The organism is Shewanella sp. GJ50-10 (assembly GCF_055808815.1).
Genome location: NZ_JBVVSS010000001.1, coordinates 1,321,698 through 1,345,726 on the forward strand (window position 1 = coordinate 1,321,698; position 24,029 = coordinate 1,345,726).

A 24,029-nucleotide genomic window follows, 5' to 3' on the forward strand; every position below is an offset into this window, starting at 1 on the left:
AGACTAGCATTTTTGGTTATGATTAGTGTCGTTTTGGAATAAGTTGTAGCAGTAAAAAAGAAAGGCTTAATTGTTAAACAGTGGAGTTTTGTTGAAGTAAAGGCTTTGATAAAGCGATAGTCAGACTACAGCCTTATCAAAAGTGACTTTTTAAATATTTATCTAGCCCTTTCTATCGTTTGCTTCCAAAACTGCTTCGATAGGTGACTAGTTTTATTAGACAGTCTATTCATCTGTTCACACTTCACTTGCGTATCTTCTGTTTGCGTTAGGCTTTGATTTGAAAGCTCATCAATTTGTAAAATTGAACGACTAATTTCTTCTGCTACAGTGGTTTGTTGATTCATTGCTGTTGCATTTAACTCGGCCATTTCTTGAATACGATTGATAGATACGAGTAGTTTATCGAAAGCGCCATCAGCTTCTTCAGCAAGTGTGACAGAGGTATCTGCTTGTCGTTGACCTGCTTCCATGGCTTCTGTGGCTTTTTTAGTGGTTTGCTGGAAGTTTGACACAATATTTTCAATTTCAGCGGTAGATTCACTAGTTCTTTTTGAAAGCTGTCTGACTTCGTCTGCAACTACAGCAAAACCTCTACCACTTTCACCGGCTCTTGCGGCTTCAATAGCGGCATTTAAGGCAAGTAAGTTGGTTTGCTCGGCTATGCCTTTGATTTCTCCTAACACGCCTACAATGGACTTACTGTCTCGCTCAATCGTGTTAACGACGGTTGAAAACTGCACGACATCTTTTCTAAGTTCGCCAATTGAATCGACCACTTTGACCATGCTGTTATGCCCAAGGTTTGCGGCTTCTTGGCTGGTGGTAATTTCTTGAGCCGTGCTGTGAGTGTTTTGATTTACTTCAGCAAAGCTAGTGGTCATTTCTTCCATCGCCGTTGCTGCTTGGCTTGTTTGTTGGGTTTGCTCTTGCACTCGTTCACGTGTGTTAATAATAGTTTCGTTCAGTTGTTGGCTTTCTTCACTGATTGAAGAAGCTGAATCTGCCATACGGCCGACTACACCTCCCATCTCTGTGACAAGGTAACTTAAAGCCAGATCAATTTTGCCAATTTCATTTTGAGTTGATGAAAAAATGCCACAGGCAATAGGATCATCAATGATATTGGTCGCTTTGTTTTCAAGTTCTTTTAATGGACGTGTTAGGAAGTAAATTCCAAAACCCGCCAATAAAGGGATGAAAAATGCGGCGACGAGTGTCGGCATTATTAGTGAAGAGATAACCCCGATTAGCGAGATAAGCACTGCCCATAAACATAATGCTCCAGTAAAACTGAATAGAGGTGGAGTAATTGCAGCAGGCTCTTTGCCTTCATTGAGTTGCTGATAAATGTTTTCTGCTGAGGCGATATGCTCACGACTAGGTTTGCGCCTTACAGATTGCAGCTCATGTAAGCGGCCATTCTCAAATACTGGCGATATATAGGCGTTAACCCAATAGTACTTACCGGTTTTGGTTTTATTTTTAACGATGCCACACCAAGGCTTTCCCTCTTTGACTCGTTCCCAAAGTGCTTTAAATGCGGCTTTGGGCATATCAGGATGACGAACAATATTATGAGGTTGTCCATGCAGCTCATCTGCACTGAATTCAGAAATATCAGCAAAAGCTTTATTCGCGTATTTTATATTCCCATTCAAATCCGTTGTAGAAAGTAAAATACAGTCATCAGTAAGAGGCTGCTCTATATTATTGTTTGCCTTGATATCACTCATTCAATATAACCAAAAAATAAATAATGGGGCAGTGTGCCTTAGCTGGTTATTTTTATTATTGATATAGGTCAAAAAATTGTTAACACATTATTTTTGTTAGCAAAAATGAGATGTGGTGGAGCTTGTTTGGCTGACAAGGCTAATTTGAAAGGGCAAATAAAAAGCACCCTGAGATGCTTTCGTTTTTGTGCTTGTTAAGTTTTAGACCCTAAGAGCCGTATGCTTATAAATGACTACTTCATTAACGCTACCGCTTCCATATCGAGTTCGATATCAGTGCAGCCTTTTGCGCAATAAATACCAGGGGCTTTAGCATTGGGTTTAGCGTTTTTAACGTTAGGCGGTAATTGCAATGTGAGTGGTTTTTTACATTCACTGCATTCAGCGCTGTTGCCTTTTAGCATACGTTTAATCAAGTTTTTATGTTGATTGAACGAAGCTAATGTTGTGCCATTAACTGCTGAAAAATCTAACTTTTGAGTGTCGCTCATACTGTTACCTAACTGCAAACTAAATATCAATCAGCCACTCATGTTGAGTGAGTGGCACAATAGTAATGGTTAACTTGATCGCAATACGGCGAGTATCAGAGCTTATGCTATAACTTATCGCTCAGTTACTTAACCTGATCTAGCGGGCTCCAGCGTTGTAATTCAACAGGCAGTGCCACACCTTGAGCTGTTAATAAGTTAACGCGGGCTTGATAAGCTGCGCCATGCATCAAGTGTTTTGCCAAGTCTACCGCATTTCGCTGGGTATAATCATCTAAATAGCTGCCTTTTGCCCATTCATTGAACGCGCCAAGTGCAGGACCTGCCCAAATTTGGTAATCCATTTCGCGGCCAACTTCACCAGAGTTTGACCAACGGCTCGATAAACCCAAGTACCAACGGAAGATGAGTGCCATTTTACGCTTAGGGTTACCTTCAGCGCGCTCGATTTGTTTAGGATCACGCTCGTTAAAGTGAGCCACGGTGCCTGCCCAAATATCATCAAGGCTTGAACGGAAAACTTGTTTCTCTAGTTTTTCACGTTCTTCAGCTGGAATCGCTTCAATTGATTCGTAACGAGTGTAAATCTCATAAAGCTTATTGGCACGCATTGGGAATAGTGTACCGCGCTTAACGACTTGTAGTTTAACGCCCATTTCAAACATATCAGCAGCAGGTGCCATGGTGACATCAGCCATTTCTGTAGTGGCAAGCAACTTACGAGTATGTTCACTGGCGCCTGCTTCAACACACGCTTGGTTAATTGAGCCAGTAACAATGTATGCTGCGCCCATATTAAAGGTCGCGAGTGCTGCATCAGGTGTACCGACACCACCGCCACAACCGACTCGGATAGGTGTTTTGTATTGGTACTCGGCTTGAATTTTGTCTTTAAGCGCCAAGATTGTAGGTAGTAGCGTGACTAACGGGCGGTTATCAGTATGGCCGCCAGAATCAGCTTCTGCAGTTACGTCATCAGCCATAGGAACAAGCTGTGCCAGTTCCATTTGCTCAGGCGTGATTAAGCCTTCATCAACCAGCTTTTGCAGCATTTTAGCTGGAGCTGGTTGCATGAACTTACTCGCCACTTCTGTGCGGCTAACTTTAGCGATAACCTTATTGGCAATAACCACTTCACCTTGGCTATCACGACTTAAGCCTGCTGCGCGGTAATAGACAATTTGCGGGGTTAACCCTAAAAATGCTGATGCTTCAACCGTGCGCACTTTATGTTTTAAAAATAACTCAACACTGCCACGCTCAAGCGCAGGCTCGCTCGGGCTATGGATTAAGTTAAACATGTACGGGCCATTTGGTAGCGCCGTTTGAATGCGGTTAATGGCTTGTTCAACACGTGATGGAATTAATCCTGCTGCGCCAAATGAACACAAAATACCGGCTTGGCCTAATGCAATCACTAACTCTTCAGATGAAATACCATTGGCCATCGCGCCAGCGTAGTAGGCGTATTTAACACCGTGAACGCGGCGGAAGTTACTGTCGCCTAAGCTTTGAGTACCAAGTGCTGGGGCAAATGCGCTGACAGGTAAATCCTGTTGGCTGTTCATGCTTTCAGTCATCACTTGTGCGTTTTGTGAAATACCTAAGCCTTTTTCAGGGTGGTTAATTAAATAACACGCCTGAGTCAGTTCTTTTAATTTTTTACCGATAGCGGCATTGTCAAAGCTGGCATCACTTGGGGCTACTTGCCAAGGCCATGGAGAAAGCTTTTCGTTTTGAGTGCTAATAGTCATTATTATTCCTTTATGCCTCTTCGATACAGATAGCGATGTCTTTTACTTCGTAAATACGTAAACCGTCTTTGCTGAGGTTTGCGTCACCCACAATGATGCGTTTGCCGTTTTCATCTTTGACTGCACTGATGTGAACATCTAGCGACATTTGCTTGTTCAGTGGGTTAATTTGGCCACGGTACTTCCATTTGATATCAGATAAAATCTGGCCAAATTTAGGATTAGTGAAGCCTTTGCCTAAGTCTTTACTGATGGCGTAAGTTTGCATTAACTCGATAATTGCTTCAACGCCTAATGAACCTGGCATTACAGGGTCTTGATGGAAGTGGAATTGGAAGAACCAATCACTTGGATCAATTGTGCGTGATGCAGACAAGTAACCTAAGCCATTTTTACCGCCTTTATCAACAATTTCAGCTTTGTCGATAAAGTTAAGTTGACCGCCAGCTAAACGATAATGTGGTTGATTGGCCGGTGCGTGGAATACACGTGATTGCTTATCTAATAAATCCACAGTGATATCAGCAGGGACGTTATTTTCAATGTGCCACGGCTGTGTGATTCGGCCATTATCAATACCCAATTGGTTTTTAAGCGCATCGCCTTTGAAGTAACCAAATACTGCGCTACCTGTGTAGAAAGGTTCGCCATTGACACTTAAGTCAAAGCTAAAGCTTTGGATGATATTACTGCCGGCAATAACGGTAGATAATAGCTTAGAATCATTGACAATGGTTTTGCCGCGTAAATCTACATCACGCAATAACTCACCGCTACCATCAAGGTTACGGAAGAATAGCTCTTGCCCTGGGAAACCAAGGGTTGTGCCCATGTAACCCGAAATAAATCCGTTTGGTTGCAGTGATATTTCCATTAATACCGAGTAAGGCATCACTGAAGCGTGACTGTTTTTAGCAAAATACCACGCATCGGTTGGCACTTCATATTCAGCGATACACGATGACGGTTTTTTAAGCTCGCCACGTTTACCTTGAATATCAACAACACGGGTTGTTAGCTGTAAGTCACCACATGGCGTGCGCGGCGGAATAAAGCCCCGGTAAATACTAAAGTCAGGTCCAAAACAGTTTTCGATGTCACCGGTTGCAAACTCAAACATATGGTATGCAGTGAACGGAAGCGTATCAGGAGTACGATTTGGATAATCAGGTAACACCGGCGCTTCAACATGTTGCAGCGGGATAACGCCTTTGTTTGTTGGTGCGCTTAAGTCTGGCACTTGCGCCATTAACGGTGCATTTAATGATGCAGGTGTATTGTGGCTGTTGTTTTTTGCGCCCGCGCTTGCTTCAGTAGAACCGGCGATGTAACGAGTACATTCACCTTCTTCTTTAATCATCACACCAAGGTTTTGGAAGTCTACGACCGCTTTACCATTGAGCAATATTTCAATATTGGCTTTGGCGTATGGGCGAGGGTGAGTACCAATTTCAGTGACTTCCATGCGGTACGTCAGTTCACCGTGTTGTGGCAGTACTTGGCCACGACAACGTACTTTTTGTGAAGCATTTTCTAAAGGCTGGAAACGACCGTTTTCAACTAAGGTGTGCATACCAATGTGCAGCATGAAGAACTGCAATAATTGGCCACAACCTTCAGCCATTAATGACCCTGCCATCACTTGGTCACCTTGGAAATGGCAAGGGAAGTACCAATGATCAGGTGCTAATTGTTTATGGCCTTCGATAAAGCCTAAGCCCCAAGCGCCGCCATGGACATCTAAATTGCCTACTTGCTCAATCATCAAGAACTTTTCAGAGGCAAAACATAATGAGTCTTGCTTACCTGATGCTTGTTGATGATTATGGTGCTCGCCGGCAAAACAGCTGCCAATATCTGCATTTAATAAATGATGGATTTGGCCATAGTCAAACTGAGTCTGAGCACAATGTAATAGCGGCTCAAAACGTGGTTTGTTTGGCGTATTTAACGCCGCTTCACGAGTTTTGATTTCATCTTCGGTGTAAATAACCCCTTTACCATCATCTAACTCTTGGTCGGTAAAGAAGCCAGCGCAGCCGCCATCCATTTTTAATACCATCTTATCGCCGACGAAACATTCGTAAGAGAAGAAGAATAATAACGTCTCACCATTCTTAGCGAAGTTGTTGATTTTAATGTCGTAACGCAATGTGTCGCCGCCACGAGGTAAGTCACCTAAGAAGGTCAGAGTACAATCAAGTAAACGGTAAACACGCTCACCTTTGTTTTCAAAATCAATGCCTAAATAACTAATAAGCATTAAATCACATTGGCCTGATTCAACGGCAACCGCCCATGGGATTTGGCCATCGACTAAGTAAGGTGCATCTTCTGGGATGTCATACTCAGTGGTCATGCTACAAGGCTTATATTGGTTCATCGTTGCATCTAACTTCGTGACACGAGATACCAATAAGTAATCTGTTGTTGGAAGGCGTACGCGGCGAGAGTAGTTATCAATCACGGCGTAATCTGGACCAAATACTTTAGCAATATCACCTTCTGCATATTCTACTAAATCAGCGTAGTTCCAAATGCATGGCTTATCCGCAGGGATAGGCGCCGTGTAAGGTGGCACATTTGCATGATCTGGACGCAAAATTGGCGCAGACGCAACTGGCTGTGCTAAAACGTTTGTGGCTTGAACTGGTGCAACAGGTTTTGTAGTTGATGGTGAAAATGATTGGGCTACATAAGGCTGTCCATTTGCTTGGGCAATCTCTTGCTTTAACAGCGCATCAGCGACTTTTAAGCCTTGTTCGCGGCTCTTTAAAAATGCTAATTGCGCTTGATGTGCTAACCATTGGTTTTGCTCAAAAGCGCTTAAATGCGCAGGTGGCACTTGGCTAACTGTTGCAGCAGAGTGAGTCACTGAAGACGTTTGCGCTGACAGAGTTGCCTGAGTTGCTTGGGCAGTAGGCGTAGCAACTTTTGGCGTAGGGTTAAACTGGGTTGAACGATCAGAAAACGGCATAGAAGTCTCTGTAGTCATTGAATTATTGTTAGCGGACATAGGCGCTGAATTGGCATGAGCTGGCGCGATAAATTGCCCGCGGTCATGTAAGTTCATCACAGTTGTAGGTGCAACAGGGTTAAGCTTGGCAACTTTCGCTCGAATGCTGTCAATGTTAGCCAGTGGCGCATCAACAATATGCTGGTAGATGTCACGACCACCTAAACTGACTTGCTTAACTAGGCTCAATTTCTTGGCCGTTTGCGCTTGTATATCAGTGTTCATACGAGTGCTCATCGCGCTTGCTTGTTCAGCGTTTTGGCTGATAAGAAGCTGCGAACACTGGTTTTCGCTCAAGGTAGCGATAATGGCCTTTTGGTTGGGCTTATTACTCAGTTTGCTATCCGAGTTAGGGTTCTGCACAGAAGCATTCAATCGAGTTTTCAATAAGCCATGTAATAAGCTGGCAATACCGGAAGCGGCAAAAGTATGTCCGATACAAGATTGCGCTTTGCTGGTGGTCGATTGGCTAAATAGCTGCGATAGCATTTGCGCATTATCAATATTGAGCAAATCAGGTGCTTGGTTTAGCTCTAATAAATCAATATCAGTTGCAGCCAATCCAACAGGAGTTAACACGTCATCGCTAATGATTGAAAGCAGGTCTGTATGACCAAATGCCAAACTGTCGATGGTGCCATAACTGTGGGTGCTTGCTGAATCTAGCGTATCTAACGCGCCCAAACCTTGATGGATTAGGTCGCAGTGCTCGCTATCAATAGCGGCTGCTTGCAATACAATTGCGCCAGCGCCTTCACCAATATTGAGTGCTTCAGTTGAGCCTGTTTTATCAATGCTCGCTGTTTTAAGCACGATATTTTCAATACTGCCTGACAAATCTACAGCAGCAATGATAACTGCATCTAAAGGCTCTTGACGAGACTCCATCGCCAGCAGGTTTTGCGCCACATCAATACAACGGTTAACCGATTGCTCACCAGCTGAAATCGTAAAGGCAGGGCCATTAAAATCCCATAATGATGAAATGCGCGACGCCATAATATTACCGATGAAGCTGGTATATTGATTGAGCTTGGCGGCATCTAACACGCTGTCCATCGCAATGGTTTCTAAAGCTTGATATTCGCTATCAGATAAGCTCACACCATGGGCTGTTAAGCTGTTTGCAATCTGGGTATGTAAGTTTACCCGGCCGCGGAACTGATGTAGTTCAAGTTCTGTTTCCATTGCAACCAGAACTGCCACTTTGCTACCTGACTCAAGCTTGGCATCATGAATGGCTTCATCTGCTACTTTCATTAATAACAATTGCTGCGAGATTAAACGGTCATCTTCATTGGGTGGCACTTTGAAGCGTAAGAAATCAAAATCAAATTGGTCAATATAAGCACCTGTTGGCGCGGCTTGACTCAGTCCAAATTTTTGTAATAACTCTGGGTGCTTATCTAAGCCTTTCCAGCGCTTAACTGGTAATGAGGTAAATGCGGTTTGATTGTTATTTACCGCATCAGCAAAGGCATTAACGGTCGACAACGAACCAAAGTGTGATGCCATACCCGTAATATGCATCGGCATTTGCGCATTGATGGTTGTTGCAGGCGTTACACTTGCATTGTTGGGAGTGCTGAGCGCAGCATCAGGACTCTTAGCAAAGTATGACTCCACCAATAAATGGGCATTACAACCGCCAAAACCAAATACTGACACACCAGCATGACGAGCCGTATTACCAGCTTTATCAGGCCAAGGGAGAACATCATTAGGTAAGGTTGCAGGGCCAAACATTTCTGATGGTGATGCAATCGGTGCGCTGATATTAATACTTGGCGGTAGAACACCTTGGCGCATCGCAAAAATCATTTTCATGATCCCTGGCATACCTGCAGCAGTGAGCAAATGGCCTAAGTTAGACTTAGCTGAACCAATTAACGGCGTGTTACTGCCATTGAGTTTGTCGCTAAAAAAGCGCTCCATTGAAGTTAATTCAACTTTGTCACCTAATGGCGTACCTGTTGCGTGACACTCAAGCACTTCTATGTTGTCTGGGCCAAAGTTTTCATCATGCATAGCTGCATCAGCATAAGCACGTTCGAATGCTTTAACTTGGCCATCACTGTTTGGGCTCAGTACAAATTGGCCTTTACCGTCATTTGATAAACCGATACCGCTAACGAGTGCATAAATATGGTCGCCATCGCGCTCAGCATCTTCAAGGCGTTTTAGCACTAAAACTCCAGCACCTTCACCAGCAAACAAACCTTTTGAATTACTATCAAATGGCGCAGAAATACCGTGGTCAGGGTAGGCATGGAAAATGGAAAAACCCATGTTAATAAAGAATGGGTCAGCGCCAGAGACTGCGCCAGCAAGCATCATGTCAGCTTTGCCAGTATGCAGGTAATCACAGGCAAGTTTTAATGAATAAACAGAGCTTGCACAAGCAGCATCAAGGCTTAATTGCGCTGCACCTAGGCCTAGCGCATCGGCTACTAGTTTAGATGCATTGTGAGCAATGGCGCCATTAGACAAAGAAGCTGATGTTGTTTGCTGACTATATCCTTCACTATCAAATGGCTGCAATGTGAAGCTTGGTTGTTGCAGCTTATCTTGCAACGCTTTTTCTACTGCGCTGTGATAGAGCGGCACAAACAGTTCATTGGATTTAGCCGTTGGAAACGAGAGGGTTCCCATGACTATACCGGTGCGGTTTAATGCGCCATTGTTTTGTGGGTTTGTAATATCAACACCAGCATCATTCAATGCTTTACGTGCTGTATCGGTCGCCCATAAAAAACTGTCATCAAGGCCGCTAAATTGCTCGGCAGGAATGCGATAGCCATTTGCATCAAAACTGAAGTTTTGAATGTAGCCGCCTTTATCACAATAAAAACGGTCAGACTCACCTTGCACACCTTGATAGTCAGCTGGGTTTGCATTGAGTTTTTGGCTGCTAATCGTGCTTCGAGAGTCTTTTTTGTCTAATAAGTTTTGCCAGAATTTAGCGGGCGTATCCGCATCGGGATACTGAGTTGCTAAACCTACAATGGCAATCTTTGGGACTGTTGTATTTAGATTAGTTGATTGAGAACTCAAGATTGTTCTCCTTCTAATTGAGGGGCCAACATATTGTCTGTGTGATGACTACTTCGTTTTTCTGCCGCCAATGTTGTCGTTAGTAAACTCGACAAGGTCTCAGCAAGATAATCGAGCGAAATTGGGGTTTTATGAGTAATCAGTTGAGCAATACATTTTAGTAGCGCAGTTTGGTCATCACCTTTTGCATTCACTGAAATGGCTTGGCATGTTTGCGCCATTTCAGAGGTGCGAGAGATTTTATCAATCAGTGTTGTCGTTTGTCTGTCAGCGCCGATTTCGACAAAAAGCGAGGCGCCCAGTTGACGTGCATTATTGACTAATTGTGTAAAATCTAACGGCTGACAAAAGGTATCGGCAATGGATGCTGCTATCGCTTCACTGGTTAAATTAATCGGCGATTGGCTAGCAGCGCTGATAAATTTAATTTGGCTTGCGAAAGGTGCAATAACATCTTGCTCATGCAAAGGCTGCTGATAAAAGGCTTGTACGTTATCGCGAATGAGCATCGCAGGTTTGGTGTGCATTGCTGTTACTCGATTAGCTGCTATGCCGCGCTTACCAATTTGTTTAAGCAGCGCTTTACAGCTTTCCTCACAGCCTGCAAGCACACAAGTATCACCTTGGATGATGGCAAGGTAAGCTCGGGGGAAATCAGCTAATACCTTTTCGATATCAGCAGGCGCTGCACGAACCACAAAGCTATTCCAAACAATGTCTTCGCCATGTTCTAGCTGCCATGCTTGACGAACGCAGTCTAATCGACCAGAAATGTCAGTGGTAAAAATGCTGTTGGTTTGCGTTGCTTCAATCATATTGTGCGGGGTTTTCCACACATCAAGACTGGCCCACATCGACGCTTCGCCCATTGAGTAACCCATGGCAAAGTTAGGCTTAATACCAAAATGTTGCGTGAGCACTTTGGTTAAGATGTAACTTGCGCCTACACCTGCAATAGCCAGTTCACCTAAGCTCATGTCAGCGGTTTTAGCATTTTCAGCATAAATACTATCAGCTTGCAGCATGGCTTTGACATCACCATCGCGCTCTAGTTGGGCAAATAATGCCGGAAAGTAGCGCGGCAGTTGAGCAAACATTTGCGGGTAAACGGTGCCCACACCAGGGTAAACAAAACATAAGCCATTATTGCTAAGTACTTTATCTGAAGTGAGATGAAAGCAGCTTCCTGACGGGGTTTTGTGTTCAATGCTTAAGTCGCTTTTAGCTTGTTCTTTGGCTTTAATTGCCGCAGTTGTCTCAGCTTTATCAATTGCGCTAAGCATGGCATTGGCTTCACTTATTGCATTAGCAACTGAATTTGCCATAACGACAGCCGATAAAGGCTGAGTCTGATCAAATTGCTTTAGTTGGCTAAGCATGAAGGAGATAACTGCGCAGTTACTCTTGTCATGTTGTTCAGGCAGGGCTGTCAGTTGAGTACTTAATTTTTGCAGCTGCTGTTTCATCGACCCAAGGTCATTGGCTGATACAGGCAAAAATAGTCGATTGTCATCTACCAATGAGCTTGCTTGAGCAAGCTCAGTGCCTTGAACAAAGACTGCACTGTGTTGCTTAATACCTTCACTAAAATTAAAGCTGGCAACGCGATTTTGGTGCATTTCAGTAAACCAGTATTTAACATCAGTTGACTGACTTTCTGAAACTGTATTTGGCACACTGCGAGTTGCAATGCTGCCTATCAGCATAACCAACTGAGCAAACTTATCTTTATAACAAGTTATTTGAGTCGCATCGACATGAGTAGGTTTAATGTGTGCACGCTTGGCTTGAACTAAAGCGGCATTTATTGCACTTGGCATATCATCAGCTTCACCCAAACCGGTTAAATAGGCATGAGGATGGCAACGATGTTTAGCCGCCACAATCGCTGGCATCATTAATAATCGATATGGTAATTCAGGATGACTGAGTAAAACCGTATGTTGCTGCTCGATATGGATGATGGCTTGAGCAAAATAGTCATTAAAGCTAAGTGCTGTTTTAACAGCACTTTTGCTAACCGCACTATTACTAACAGCACTTTCGCTAACAACATGTTCACTCAAACTCGCATCTAGGCTTGATACATCAATTTCAAGATCAATTGCTGAAGCGCCAATGGCTTCAGCTAATGAGCAAGGCTTAATCGCTGCAAAGCTATTGGCACTAAAATCATTGCCTGAGGATGTTGCGAATGAGACTTGCTCATTCGCAACCAGCTTTAAGGCTATTCGCATGCTTTTAATGGCAGACGTTGAAGGAGGCAGTTGATTACTCACACAGACTCCTGCAAATCAGCTAGTGCTTTGGCTGGGGCTAAAAAGGCCTCATTCAAGCTTTTGCTGATGGTCGTTTTTGCGCTTAGCATAGTGCAGCTTAAGCGGCCATCTTGGTGATAAAGTGCAATATCAGCCGTTAACGAGCGGCTAGTACTTTTAAGCACATTCAACACTAAATAACCTTTATCGCCTGAGGCGAATGGGGCGTAAGTGGTTAATTCACCAATGGTTGACGGTAAGCTTGCTGCATCGTGTTTGATACGCGCCCAAACTAACATGGCTTGTAAAAGTAAATCTTCAGCAAAAGCCTGACTACCACCTAACGCTATTTGCGGTGTAAAGCTTGCGCAATCTACAGCGTTAATTTGAGGTAACTCAACTGAACAAACCAATTGCTTATCGTTGGCAATTAACAACTGCTTTATTCCTTGCAGGCGAGGGCCGTGGAATAAGCTACCATTGCTATACAATTCACTATCAGTGCTAATGACTTTGCCTGAGCTTGCTAATTGCTGCGCATTTTTTGCTGCTGTTGGTAGCGTGGTTGAAGCAGCTTCCTCAGCAACGTTCTCATTAATAGCCTTCTCGTTAACAACCTTCTCGTTAACAATTAGATTTGCTTGATACTGAGGTCTAAGCAAGCTATCAACGGCATCACTTTGCATACGACTCGCAATCAGTGCTTTTAAGCCTGATTCAGTTTGCGTTAATGTCAGCGTTAATACTTGTGGCTCTTTAGTCTCGAAAATAATGCCTTTCAGCAATTTATAATCTTGAACCGTCACAGGTAGGCCACACAGTTTTTGCGCAGTTTCACGCATCCATTGTATAGCGCACACTGTAGGCAGTACTGGATTACCCGCGATGCAATGATCTTCAAGGAAGGGCATTGCAACTGGGTTTAGTACACGTTCAACAGTAACCGCGTTGTTAACAACACGGTTAGCAGGAGTAGTAAAAGAAAGAATCAGCGAACCCTCGGCATTAAGCGAAGAGTCCGCATTAAGCTTTTTTACAGCTGCGCCTGTTTTAGCTGCTGAGCTTGAGCCCTGCATACTTGAACCAATTAATAGCTGTACGCCAGATTCTGACAATAGGCTGTGAGCAAACAAGTTTGCGCCTTTATCAAGTGGAATAACGTATACGCCGCGCTCAACAAACATTTTCTTCAATGCTGAACTCACCATTCCGCCATCCCAAGGACCCCAGTTAAAGCTCATAACTTTAGCTTGCGGGTAGTTTGCTGCAAGTTGAAGTGCTGTCTTGTTTAGGATCTCATTAGACATTGAGTAATCACTTTGACCAGTATTGCCATAGAAACCCGCTGCTGATGAGAACACAGCAACTAGCTTCAATTTGCTTGCATCAATCGCGTTGATGATGCCAGCAAAGCCTGACACTTTAGTGCCATATACACGGCCTAACTCAGCTAATGTTTTGTCTTGAATGTGTTTATCGGCGAGTACACCAGCACCATGAATGATGCCTGTAATCGGCTTAACACCTGCAAGTGATTGCTTAATGGCTGCATCTGAGCTGACATCCATGCTGATGTACTCAGCACTTGCGCCAACGTCTTTGAACGCGGCTAATGAGCGATCAATTTCTAAACTGCTGGTAATCGGCCAAACTAAGGCATCAATTTGCTTAGGTGTTGGCTTGTTACCTTGAGATTGAATAAATCCGATTGCAGCGGCTTTTAATTCTTTGGCCTGTTTGCCTTGAGCCCAAGTCGGTAAATTACCCGCTAAATGCTCACTGCGACCCGCTAGGATAAAGTGCGACTGGGTTTGCTTAGCAAGAGTTAAGGCACATTCAAATGTGACGCCTTTCGCTCCGCCAGTCACCAGCACGGTATCTTCATTGTTTAATGATGTGGTTTGGTAACGGGTTTGAGCAGTTGTCGTAGCTGATAAAGTATGACGACCTTGGTCGCTAATACCCACTTCAGCAGTTGCTGTATCAACATCAAATAATTCTGCAATAACGGCTTGTGCTAACTCGACTGCTTCAAAGCTTGGGGTAATATCCAATGCTCTACAGAACACAGTAGGCCACTCATGACTTAATGTTTTAGTTAAGCCAGATAATGCAGCTTGGTTTAGCTCAGCCTTTGCAAGCTCGTTACTGTTTAAGTAACCGAATCCACCATCAATGCGGCTAACAGTCATAAAGCTTACGCGTGCAGTTTTAGCCAGTTCAGCAAATGATTGTTGAAGGTGTTTAGCCATCAAGAAAGCTTGTTCAACTGAGGCAAAACCAGCATCACTTAACGGAAGGGTGCCTTTCGTTGTATCAGTTGCTAGTTGAGGCTGTAAATGCACAAAACCTGCAATCTTATGTTGCTTACTAATTTGAGCAATGACATCGCTAATTGCGTCGTCATTTACCGCAGGTAAAGTGAAACTAGCGATATCACTGCTAAGCGGTGATTGCGCAGATGTCACTGACTCAGGGCTACGAATAACGGCGACGGTTAGGCCTGTTGCTACTAATTTTTCAGCTAAAACACCTGCGTTATGGCCGTCATCATTGATAACGATACAGGCGTCTTTTGAAAAACCGTCAACTAACTTATCCGCCGCTGGTAGCTTTTTTAGAGCAACTTCCTGATGAGGAGGTAAGTCTGTTGCTAACTCAGCTGTGGTTGTTGCAGGTGAAGTGTCAGTTGAGCTTAGCGTTGGCTGAGAGCCTTCAGCTGCACTTGTTGAAAGTTTGCTGTTCATGTAGCTAACGATTTCGCCTAGTGTGCGACACTCTGCTAAATCTTCAGGGTTTAATTCAGGTAAGCCTGGAAGCTCGTCTTGAACCGTCCCTAAAATTTCAACACGTTTGATTGAATCGATGCCTAAATCCGCTTCCATATCCATGCTTAATTCAAGCATCTCAGTTGGGTAACCGGTTTTTTCAGCAACGACTGTCATCATAGTGCTTTGCACTTGCTCAGCACTTAAACCTGATGCTTGAGCAACTGGAGCTGCTACTTGAGAAGCGCCTGTGGCTTGTGTATTTGCAGTAGCAGGAAGCTTACTGTTCATGTAGCTAACGATTTCACCAAGGGTACGACACTCTGCTAAATCTTCAGGACTTAGCTCTGGCAGTGTTGGTAGTTCATCTTGAACTGTACCTAAAATCTCAACTCGTTTAATTGAATCGATGCCTAAATCTGCTTCCATATCCATGCTTAATTCAAGCATTTCAGTTGGGTAACCGGTTTTTTCAGCAACCACAGTCATCATAGTGCTTTGAACTTGCTCAGCAGTTAAACCTGATGCTTGAGCAACTGGAGCTGCTACGGCTGTGTGAGTCACATTTGCAGAATTGCTGTTCATAGCGCCTGCGGCGGGTAGTTTACTACCCATATAAGATACGATTTCACCAAGGGTACGACACTCTGCTAAATCTTCAGGACTTAGCTCTGGCAGTGTTGGCAGTTCATCTTGAACTGTACCTAGAATTTCAACTCGCTTGATTGAATCGATGCCTAAATCCGCTTCCATATCCATGCTTAATTCAAGCATTTCAGTTGGGTAACCGGTCTTTTCAGCAACCACTGTCATCATAGTGCTTTGCACTTCTTGTGCGCTTAAACCTGATGCTTGAGCTGCTACTTGAGAAGCGCCTGCTACGGCCTGTGTATTAGCGCCTGCGGCTGAACTTGTAGGAAGCTTAGAGTTCATATAGCTAACGATTTCGCCAAGGGTACGACACTCTGCTAAATCTTCAGGGCTCAGCTCAGGCAGTGTTGGCAGTTCATCTTGAACGGTACCTAGAATTTCAACTCGTTTAATTGAATCGATGCCTAAATCAGCTTCCATATCCATGCTTAATTCAAGCATTTCAGTTGGGTAACCGGTCTTTTCAGCAACCACAGCCATCATAGTGCTTTGCACTTCTTGTGCGCTCAGGGCTGTCTCAGCACTTAAACTTGATGCTTGAGCAACTGGAGTTGCTTGAGTAGCGCCTGCGGCTGTTTGTGTCTGAGTCCCTGCGGCTGTTGTCGCACTGACTGCTGGAAGCTTAGAGTTCATATAGTCAACAATTTCACCAAGGGTACGACACTCAGCTAAATCTTCAGGACTTAGTTCAGGCAGTGTCGGCAGTTCGTCTTGAACAGTACCTAAGATCTCAACTCGCTTGATTGAATCGATGCCAAGATCGGCTTCCATATCCATGCTTAATTCAAGCATTTCAGTTGGGTAACCGGTTTTTTCTGCAACCACTTCTAGCATGGTATTCAGAACTGTTTCAGCGCTAAGGCCTGGAGCCGAAGACTGAACTGGTGATGCAACTGGAGCTGAACCTGAAGCGGCACTTGTAGGAAGCTTAGAGTTCATATAGTCAACAATTTCACCAAGGGTACGACACTCAGCTAAATCTTCAGGACTTAGTTCAGGCAGTGTTGGCAGTTCGTCTTGTACAGTACCTAAGATCTCAACTCGCTTGATTGAATCGATGCCAAGATCAGCTTCCATATCCATGCTTAATTCAAGCATTTCAGTTGGGTAACCTGTTTTTTCTGCAACCACTTCTAGCATAGTGTTAAGAACTGTTTCTGCGCTCAGGGCTGTTTCCGCGCTTAAGCCTGCAGGAGCAGCAACAGGAGCAGGAGCAGGAGCTTTAACCGGTTCAATACGTGGAGCTGGAGCAGCCATCGCGGCAGGTTGAGCTAGAGGTGTGGCTTTTGCTACTGGAGTTTTAACTGCAGGAGCAGGTACAGGAGCTGCTACTTTCACCGCTTCAACTACTGGTGCTGCCATCACTGGAGTCGTGACGACAGGGTTGGCAGTTAAAGGCGTATTAACAACTGAAGCGTTAACAACAGGTGTTTGGCCTGCCAACATGCTCAATGCATTTTGGCTAGATTGTGCTTGCTGCTCAAGGAATAAAGTATGGCTTTGCAATGTTTGCGCTTGATGCTGGTGGAACAGCTCCATTGAACGCTGTAAGCTCTCTGGAATAGTGTGCCCAGCAGCGGCCATCTTACTTTGCTCAGCCATTAGGTGAGTAAAAGTATCGCCATATTGCTGCGGAATCGCTAAGAACTGCTGATGTAGATCAGCAGCTTGTTGTTGCGCGTTAAAGAAGGCTTCTAAGCTGCCAGCCGCTGGCGCAGTTTGAGCTTGCGCTTGAGGTGCTATTGCTTGAGTCGCTATCGACTGAGCAGACTGGCTAGCAGGTGCTGCAGCATTGGATACTGTTGTTGCGCCAGATGCGGCAACTTCAACGTATTCAGTTTTAATGACTTCTTTTTCCACAATTTTCTCTACTACTTTTTCAACTGGTTTCTCGATAACTTTCTCTACAATCGTTTCTACAACTTGAGAAGTTACTTGGCCAGTTGCTAATGACTTTTCCATTTTGGCACGAGTTGGCGCACTAATATGGTTGGTTGCATTGAGTTTAACGTTCATGCCTTTTGGCACAGCAGGGGCTGCAATTTCGGCTTGATAAGGGTCAACTTCAGTGAGCGGAGCACCTAAAACGTTAAGTTGCATGGCTGCAACGCGTAATTGCACATCACTATTGCCCTTTGGATTAGGGTTAATACTGATAACAGATACTGCCTCAGCTTTATTACCTAATGTCGCTTCTACCAATTTATGCAGAATGTTCTTAGGTCCAAATTCAACAAACACACGTGCACCAGCATCATACATATTATTCAGTTGGTCAGTAAAACGAACTGACTGCAACATGTGCTGCTTGAAGGCGGCTTTAATTGATTTTGCATCTTTAGGGTGTTTTTCACCCGTTGCATTTGAGAACAAATCGACTTTGCTTGCAATAAATTTAGCTTTATCAATTGCCTTGGCAAAAGGTTTTTGCGCATGACCTACAAGTGGGGTGTGGAAAGCACCTGATACTGGCAATGCAATGGCTTTAAAGCCTAAAGCGCTAATGGCTTTGGCTGCATTTGCACAAGAGTCGGTAGGACCTGCAATCACTAATTGAGTCGCAGAGTTATAGTTAGCGACTTTCACACCATCAAACTCACTGATGCAGGTTTCTAGCTTGGCGATATTATCGCTATTTGCTACATCGGCATCGTTAGCTGGCAAGATAATGGCGTACATGGTGCCTTTATCTAATTCATTACCGTCTTTATCAACCGCTGATGAAGCCATTGAATCGCCACGAGCAAATGATAATTGGTAGTAATCGTCATTTGAAATAACACCTGCTGCACATAATGCTGACAGCTCACCAAAGCTGTGACCTGCAAACATATCAGCGCTGAAGCCAGATTGAGTAAACAATTGGTATTGGCTCATGCTCACCACACCAATGGCGCTTTGCGCATTATCAGTGCTGGTAAGTAATGCTGCTTGTTTGTCTTTATCGGCTTTTTCAAATGCAGGAATAGGGAACATGACTTGCGATAATGGCGTTTTATCAAAGCTTGCAAATACTTTATCGGCTTTGATTAACTGCTGACGCATTTCAGGGAAATGACAGGCCACTTCAATGCCCATGTTGATGTACTGAGAGCCCTGACCTGCAAATAACGCCGCTACTTTAGGTGCGTTTGTCGCTTTCTTGCCCTTAGTTGTCACTGTGATTAATGCTGAAGAGCGGTAGCTAGTACCTGATGGCAGTTGCCATGCATCAACATCATTATTTAGCTGCTTTAACGATAAACCAAGTTGTGTGGTTAATTCATTAAGGCTTGATACTACAAGGCCTAAACGCGCAGCTGAGTCATCTAGAGTACGCACGGCATAATGCTTGGCGATGCGAGTGAGCTCCGCTTGTTCGATACTGCTGTTGTCAGTCCCTTTTAGACTACTAATTTCAGCGTTAAGCTTGTTAACTTCTGCAATTAAAGCAGCTTTGTTATCAGCACTAATTAGTAAGCTTTGTGCTACTTGGCGTTGACGGTACTTCTCATCACGACTGTGCTCAGGGCTGTACTCTTCCAATACTAAATGGAAGTTCGTGCCACCAAAACCAAATGAACTAATACCTGCTCGACGCGGCGTACCATCTGGACGAGGCATCCATGGACGTGTTTCGGTATTAACGAAAAACGGTGAATCCTCAACATTAAGCTTAGGGTTTGGTTTAGAGACGTTAATGGTCGGTGGCAGCACTTTATGGTGCAGAGCAAGTGCTGCTTTAATGACACCAGCAGTACCTGCAGTTGATTTAGTGTGACCCACTTGAGACTTCACTGAACCTAAAGCAATGTGTTGTTTGGTTGGATCGTTTTCACCAAATACAGATTTAAGGCCGTTAAACTCGGCAACATCACCAGCAGCAGTACCTGTGCCGTGGGCTTCAATTAAGCCAACTGTTTCAGGGGCAAAACCTGCGTCATCATAAGCACGCTTTAATGCTTTTGCTTGGCCTTCAGGACGTGGAGCGTAAATACTCTTAAATTTACCGTCTGATGAAGCGCCGACACCTTTAATCACAGAATAAATACGGTCGCCATCACGCTCAGCATCTTCAAGACGCTTAAGCGCTACCATGCCGATACCTTCACCAATCATCATGCCTTTTGAGTCGATATCAAATGGCTGAATGGTTTCATTGGTGGTGAACGCTGGGGTTTTCGAGAAACTCATGTACATAGAAGGTGAGTTATCGGTACACACACCACCTGTGATCATCATTTCACTGCGACCTTCAACAAGCTCAGTCAGTGCCATACGCATTGCAGCAAGAGAACCAGCACATGCTGCATCTACCACACAGTTCATACCGCCCAAATCGAAGCGGTTAGCAATACGACCTGCAATCACGTTGCCTAGCGAACCTGGGAATGAGTTTTCTTCCCAGTGAATGTACTGGTCTTGGAATTTTTTGATCAGCATATCGCTGTCAGCATCGCTTAAACCGCTGCTCTTAAATACTTTTTTAAGTACAGGATATTGTAAACGCGCCGTTAAGCTTGCATTGATCTTTTGACCGCCACCCACACCCAGCGTAATACCGATCTTGTCGGTGTCGTATTCTGATGTTACACCAGCGTCAGCTAACACTTCTTTGGCAATAACCAATGAAAGTAATTGAGACGTATCTGTCAGCTCTAAGATATTTGGTGGCAGGCCAAACTCCATTGGGTTGAAGTCAACTTCTGGGATAAATCCACCACGCTTACAGTAGCTTTTATCAGGGGTGCTTTTATCTGCATCAAAATAATCTTCTGGACGCCAGTGCGACTCAGGGACTTCAGTAATCGCATCAATCTTTTCGCTGATTAAGTCCCAAAACTTATTCAGGTAACGAGAGTTTGCAAAGATACTCGCCATGCCGACGATGGCAATTGGCATATCTTTAAGACGCTTGTTCAGTCTTGTATCTTGCGATTGACTGTTATCTTGAGAGGGCGTCTCAGGATTAGTAGGGGTTTGGCTCATTTTGAGTCTCCAATGTTCAGCTCTGTAACGGCTGAATGATAATTTTGCATGCGGTTTATGGTGTCCAATTGAATTGGAGTACCAGGAAATCGTGCTAAAAAGCTGTGGTAATTCTTAACAAGCAGTTTGCGTAAGTGGAATGGTCCATTTTTAAGAACACTTTCCATATAACGCTCAGTAGCTTGGGTGTGACTGTCTTGGTAGATATCGAGGTAAATCCAGTCGGACTTTAAGTCGACACCTAACATAATGTTGTAATTTTTAGCCTCAGTGAGATGAGGTGGGATTGTTAACGACACAACCTGAACCACATTGATGTTGGTGGACTCAGGTGATTCAAGGGTTTTTGATAGTGTTTCTGGGTTGAGTGTATAAGTCGCTACATCTGTACCCTGAACAATAGGTAATTGGTTAAAGTAACGCTCAGGAACATATGGGCTTTCAAACTCATCCAGTTTCGATACTCCGTAGCGTTTTAAGCAGCGGGCAAGACCTGAACGAGAGACGTTTTTATTAATAAACTGTTGAGTGACTTTAAGCAGCCTGTCTAAAGGCATTTTCAGTTGATAGCGCAGCCCCACCACAACGTATTCTTCCATTGGTGAAAGAGTGGTTTTTAAGTGATGAGGAGTATTAGGTGTATCGCTGATGGAGTCACGTTTGCGCCACTTTCTTACCGTCGCTTCAGAGATATTGAGGATTTTAGCTAACTGGCTGACGCTAAAGTCGGAAGCTTGAATGAATTGACGCATTTCTGGGGTCGTCGTTGCATTACGATGGCGCACAGGCGTGCTTGCAACATCACAATCGGAAGATATTTTTTTGCTCACTGTTTTAGTGGCTGATTTAGCTTGTCGGTTTGCTGTCATTTAAGGACGGCCATAGCAGAATGAACACTCCGTACAATCTATTGGGACTCTCTAAAAAATACTGAAGATTAACGTTTGTTCATCTTCATTATTAGCGTTTTAGCATAATCGAGCATGCAGAGTACCTGAGGTTTCGGGTCGATACAATCACCCGAAACTAAATAATCACTGATTCGACCAGAACGAGCTAACACTTGTAAGCTGAATGGGTGATTTTGTTATAAAAAACGTTGCGGGTGTAAAGAGTGATCTGAGTCAATTATTCAACATTGTTACCGATCTATACTGAATTTATGGGTGTTTTATCTACAACTGTAAACATAGTAAGACAAAGATATGGAAAGTTTAATAATGTGAACAAAGGAGGCCATCATGGCTGAGTTTACCACTGAGCAAATCCGCAATTTGGCAGTGCTCGGACACACAGGCGCAGGTAAGTCCTCGTTACTAGAGGCGTTACTGTTTAGTGCCAATGCTATTAGCGCTAAAGGCAGGGTCGATAAGGGCACAAATCACGCTGATTTCACTGCCCAAGAAAAATCTCACCGACACAGTTTAGAACCTTCATTTTTAAACCTAGATTACCAATCCCACCACATCAACTTCATCGATACTCCCGGATTACCTGACTTTTTTGGTCGTGCACTATTACCGCTACCAGGTGTTGAATCAGTATTGCTGGTGGTTAATGCAAGTGTCGGTATTGAATCTGTCACTAAACGCGCCTTTGAGGCCGCCCGTAGTCAGGGTAAAGCTATAATCATTGCGATTAATCACATGGATGGTAATGAAGCCAAAGTGTCTGATGTGATGATGGATATTCAACATCAGTTTGGCCACCGCTGCTTGCCGGTAAATCTGCCCAATGTCACCGCTGATGGTCTGGTCGATGATGTGGTTGACTGCTACTTACATTGTGACGAAACCTTCAATACTTTGTTTAGTGACGCCGCTACAGCACGAGACGAGCTGGTTGATACAGTGCTTGAAGAAGATGAAGCCTTAATGGAGCTTTATTTAGAACAAGGTGAGTCACTGACGCCAGAGCAATTACATGCACCATTAGAAACAGCACTAAGAATGGGACACTTGGTGCCAGTGTGTTTTACCAGTGCAGAACAAGATATCGGTATTAGCTCTTTGTTAGAAATGCTGATAAAGCTAATGCCTAGCCCGCTTGAAGCAAATCCACCACAATTTATTAAAGGTTTCGGTGAGGATGCGAAGCCCATCGACGTGACTCAAAAAGCCACAGACCATGTATTAGCCCATGTATTTAGAGTTGCTATAGATCCTTTCTTCGGCCGAATGGGCGTTTTTCGTTTATACCAAGGAAAGATTACCGTTGGGATGAAGTTGTTTATTGGTAGTGGCCGTAAGCCCTTCAAAGTCTCACATTTAATGAAGCTTCAAGGTGATAAACAAATTAATGTCAATCAAGCTTTGCCGGGGGATATTTGTGCTATCGCCAAACTTGAAGAACTATCAGTTGGCGCAGTGTTGCACGATAGTCACGACGAAGATGAGTTTCACTTGCCTGAGCTTAAATTCCCACAGCCCATATTTGGTTTAGCCGTATCGGCTAAGCGCCGCGGTGATGAGCAAAAAATTTCAGAAGTATTGAATAAGCTAGTGGCTGAAGATCCTAGTTTACACATCAGCCGCAATGAAGCAGAAGGGCAAACGGTACTGCAAGGCCAAGGAGATTTGCATCTGCAAATCGCTTTAGAAAAAGCACAAAACCTATTTAATGTTGATATGGAAACCGATACGCCAGCAGTGGCTTATCGTGAAACCATTATGGCTGAGGCAGAATATCGCTATCGCCACAAAAAACAGTCTGGCGGTTCTGGTCAATTTGGTGAGGTTGAATTAAAAGTTGAACCATTAGCACGCGGCCAAGGGTTTGAGTTTGTATCTAAAGTCGTGGGTGGTTCAGTTCCGAGCCAATACATTCCCGCAGTTGAAAAGGGCGTGCGCGAAGCCATGCTAGTGGGCGAATTAGGCGGATACCCGCTTCAAGATGTCAAAGTGACTGTGCTTGATGGCAAACACCACAGTGTCGACTCGAAAGAAATTGCTTTTGTTATGGCAGGAAAGAAAGCCTTTATGGAAGCGGTGAAATTAGCCCAGCCGGTGATTTTAGAGCCGATTGTTGATATGCAAATACATGTTGCTCAAAGCCATGTGGGTGAAATCACAGGTGATATTAGCTCATCGCGAGGCATTGTTTGCGGAACGCAAGCCAATAGCAAGGGCGGCGTTGAAGTTAGTGTTGAAGCGCCTTTAGCAAACGTAAGTAATTACTCTACTCGGCTTAAGTCAATGACTGGTGGCGAAGGTCAATTTTCAATGCACTTTAGCCGATACGATGTATTACCGAAAAAAGCTGTTAAGGAGTTGGCTGATTAAGTTATGAATTAAGTGGTACATCCTTAAAATAAAGGGTTGGTTTAGCTCAGTT

General features: G+C 44.1%; 8 protein-coding genes. 1 reads left to right on the forward strand and 7 read right to left on the reverse strand.

The window, feature by feature from the left end; translation table 11 throughout:
• Window positions 1–158 precede the first annotated feature (158 nt).
• From AC0L4E_RS05575 to AC0L4E_RS05605, 7 genes are all read right to left on the reverse strand, one after another.
• Window positions 159–1,736 carry a methyl-accepting chemotaxis protein gene (locus AC0L4E_RS05575; protein WP_473678349.1) on the reverse strand — a complete coding sequence of 526 codons (1,578 nt, stop codon included), beginning with the start codon at window positions 1,734–1,736 and terminating at the stop codon, window positions 159–161.
• Between the two features lie 233 nt (window positions 1,737–1,969).
• Complete coding sequence (locus tag AC0L4E_RS05580; protein ID WP_473678350.1) at window positions 1,970–2,227, reverse strand: hypothetical protein; 258 nt, start codon at window positions 2,225–2,227, stop codon at window positions 1,970–1,972.
• A gap of 125 nt (window positions 2,228–2,352) precedes the next feature.
• Window positions 2,353–3,981, reverse strand: coding sequence for an eicosapentaenoate synthase subunit PfaD (gene pfaD, locus AC0L4E_RS05585; RefSeq protein WP_473678351.1), 1,629 nt, complete (start codon window positions 3,979–3,981; stop codon window positions 2,353–2,355).
• A 10-nt stretch (window positions 3,982–3,991) separates the two neighbouring features.
• A complete protein-coding gene (locus AC0L4E_RS05590) occupies window positions 3,992–10,051 on the reverse strand; it encodes a hotdog fold thioesterase (protein WP_473678352.1) in 6,060 nt (2,019 codons plus the stop codon).
• On the reverse strand, window positions 10,048–12,330 hold the full coding sequence (locus tag AC0L4E_RS05595) for a PfaB family protein (protein ID WP_473678353.1): 2,283 nt from the start codon (window positions 12,328–12,330) through the stop codon (window positions 10,048–10,050). Before AC0L4E_RS05595 ends, AC0L4E_RS05590 begins: the two co-directional genes overlap by 4 nt.
• Window positions 12,327–20,696 carry a phosphopantetheine-binding protein gene (locus tag AC0L4E_RS05600; protein WP_473678354.1) on the reverse strand — a complete coding sequence of 2,790 codons (8,370 nt, stop codon included), beginning with the start codon at window positions 20,694–20,696 and terminating at the stop codon, window positions 12,327–12,329. Before AC0L4E_RS05600 ends, AC0L4E_RS05595 begins: the two co-directional genes overlap by 4 nt.
• The gene (locus AC0L4E_RS05605) at window positions 20,693–21,565 is read right to left on the reverse strand and encodes a transcriptional regulator (protein ID WP_473678355.1); all 873 of its coding nucleotides are present in this window, start codon (window positions 21,563–21,565) and stop codon (window positions 20,693–20,695) included. The genes AC0L4E_RS05600 and AC0L4E_RS05605 overlap by 4 nt, the downstream gene beginning before the upstream one ends.
• Window positions 21,566–21,937: 372 nt before the next feature.
• Here AC0L4E_RS05605 and fusA point away from each other — a divergent pair, with 372 nt between their 5' ends.
• Complete coding sequence (fusA, locus tag AC0L4E_RS05610; protein ID WP_473678356.1) at window positions 21,938–23,977, forward strand: elongation factor G; 2,040 nt, start codon at window positions 21,938–21,940, stop codon at window positions 23,975–23,977.
• The last annotated feature ends 52 nt before the right edge of the window (window positions 23,978–24,029 follow it).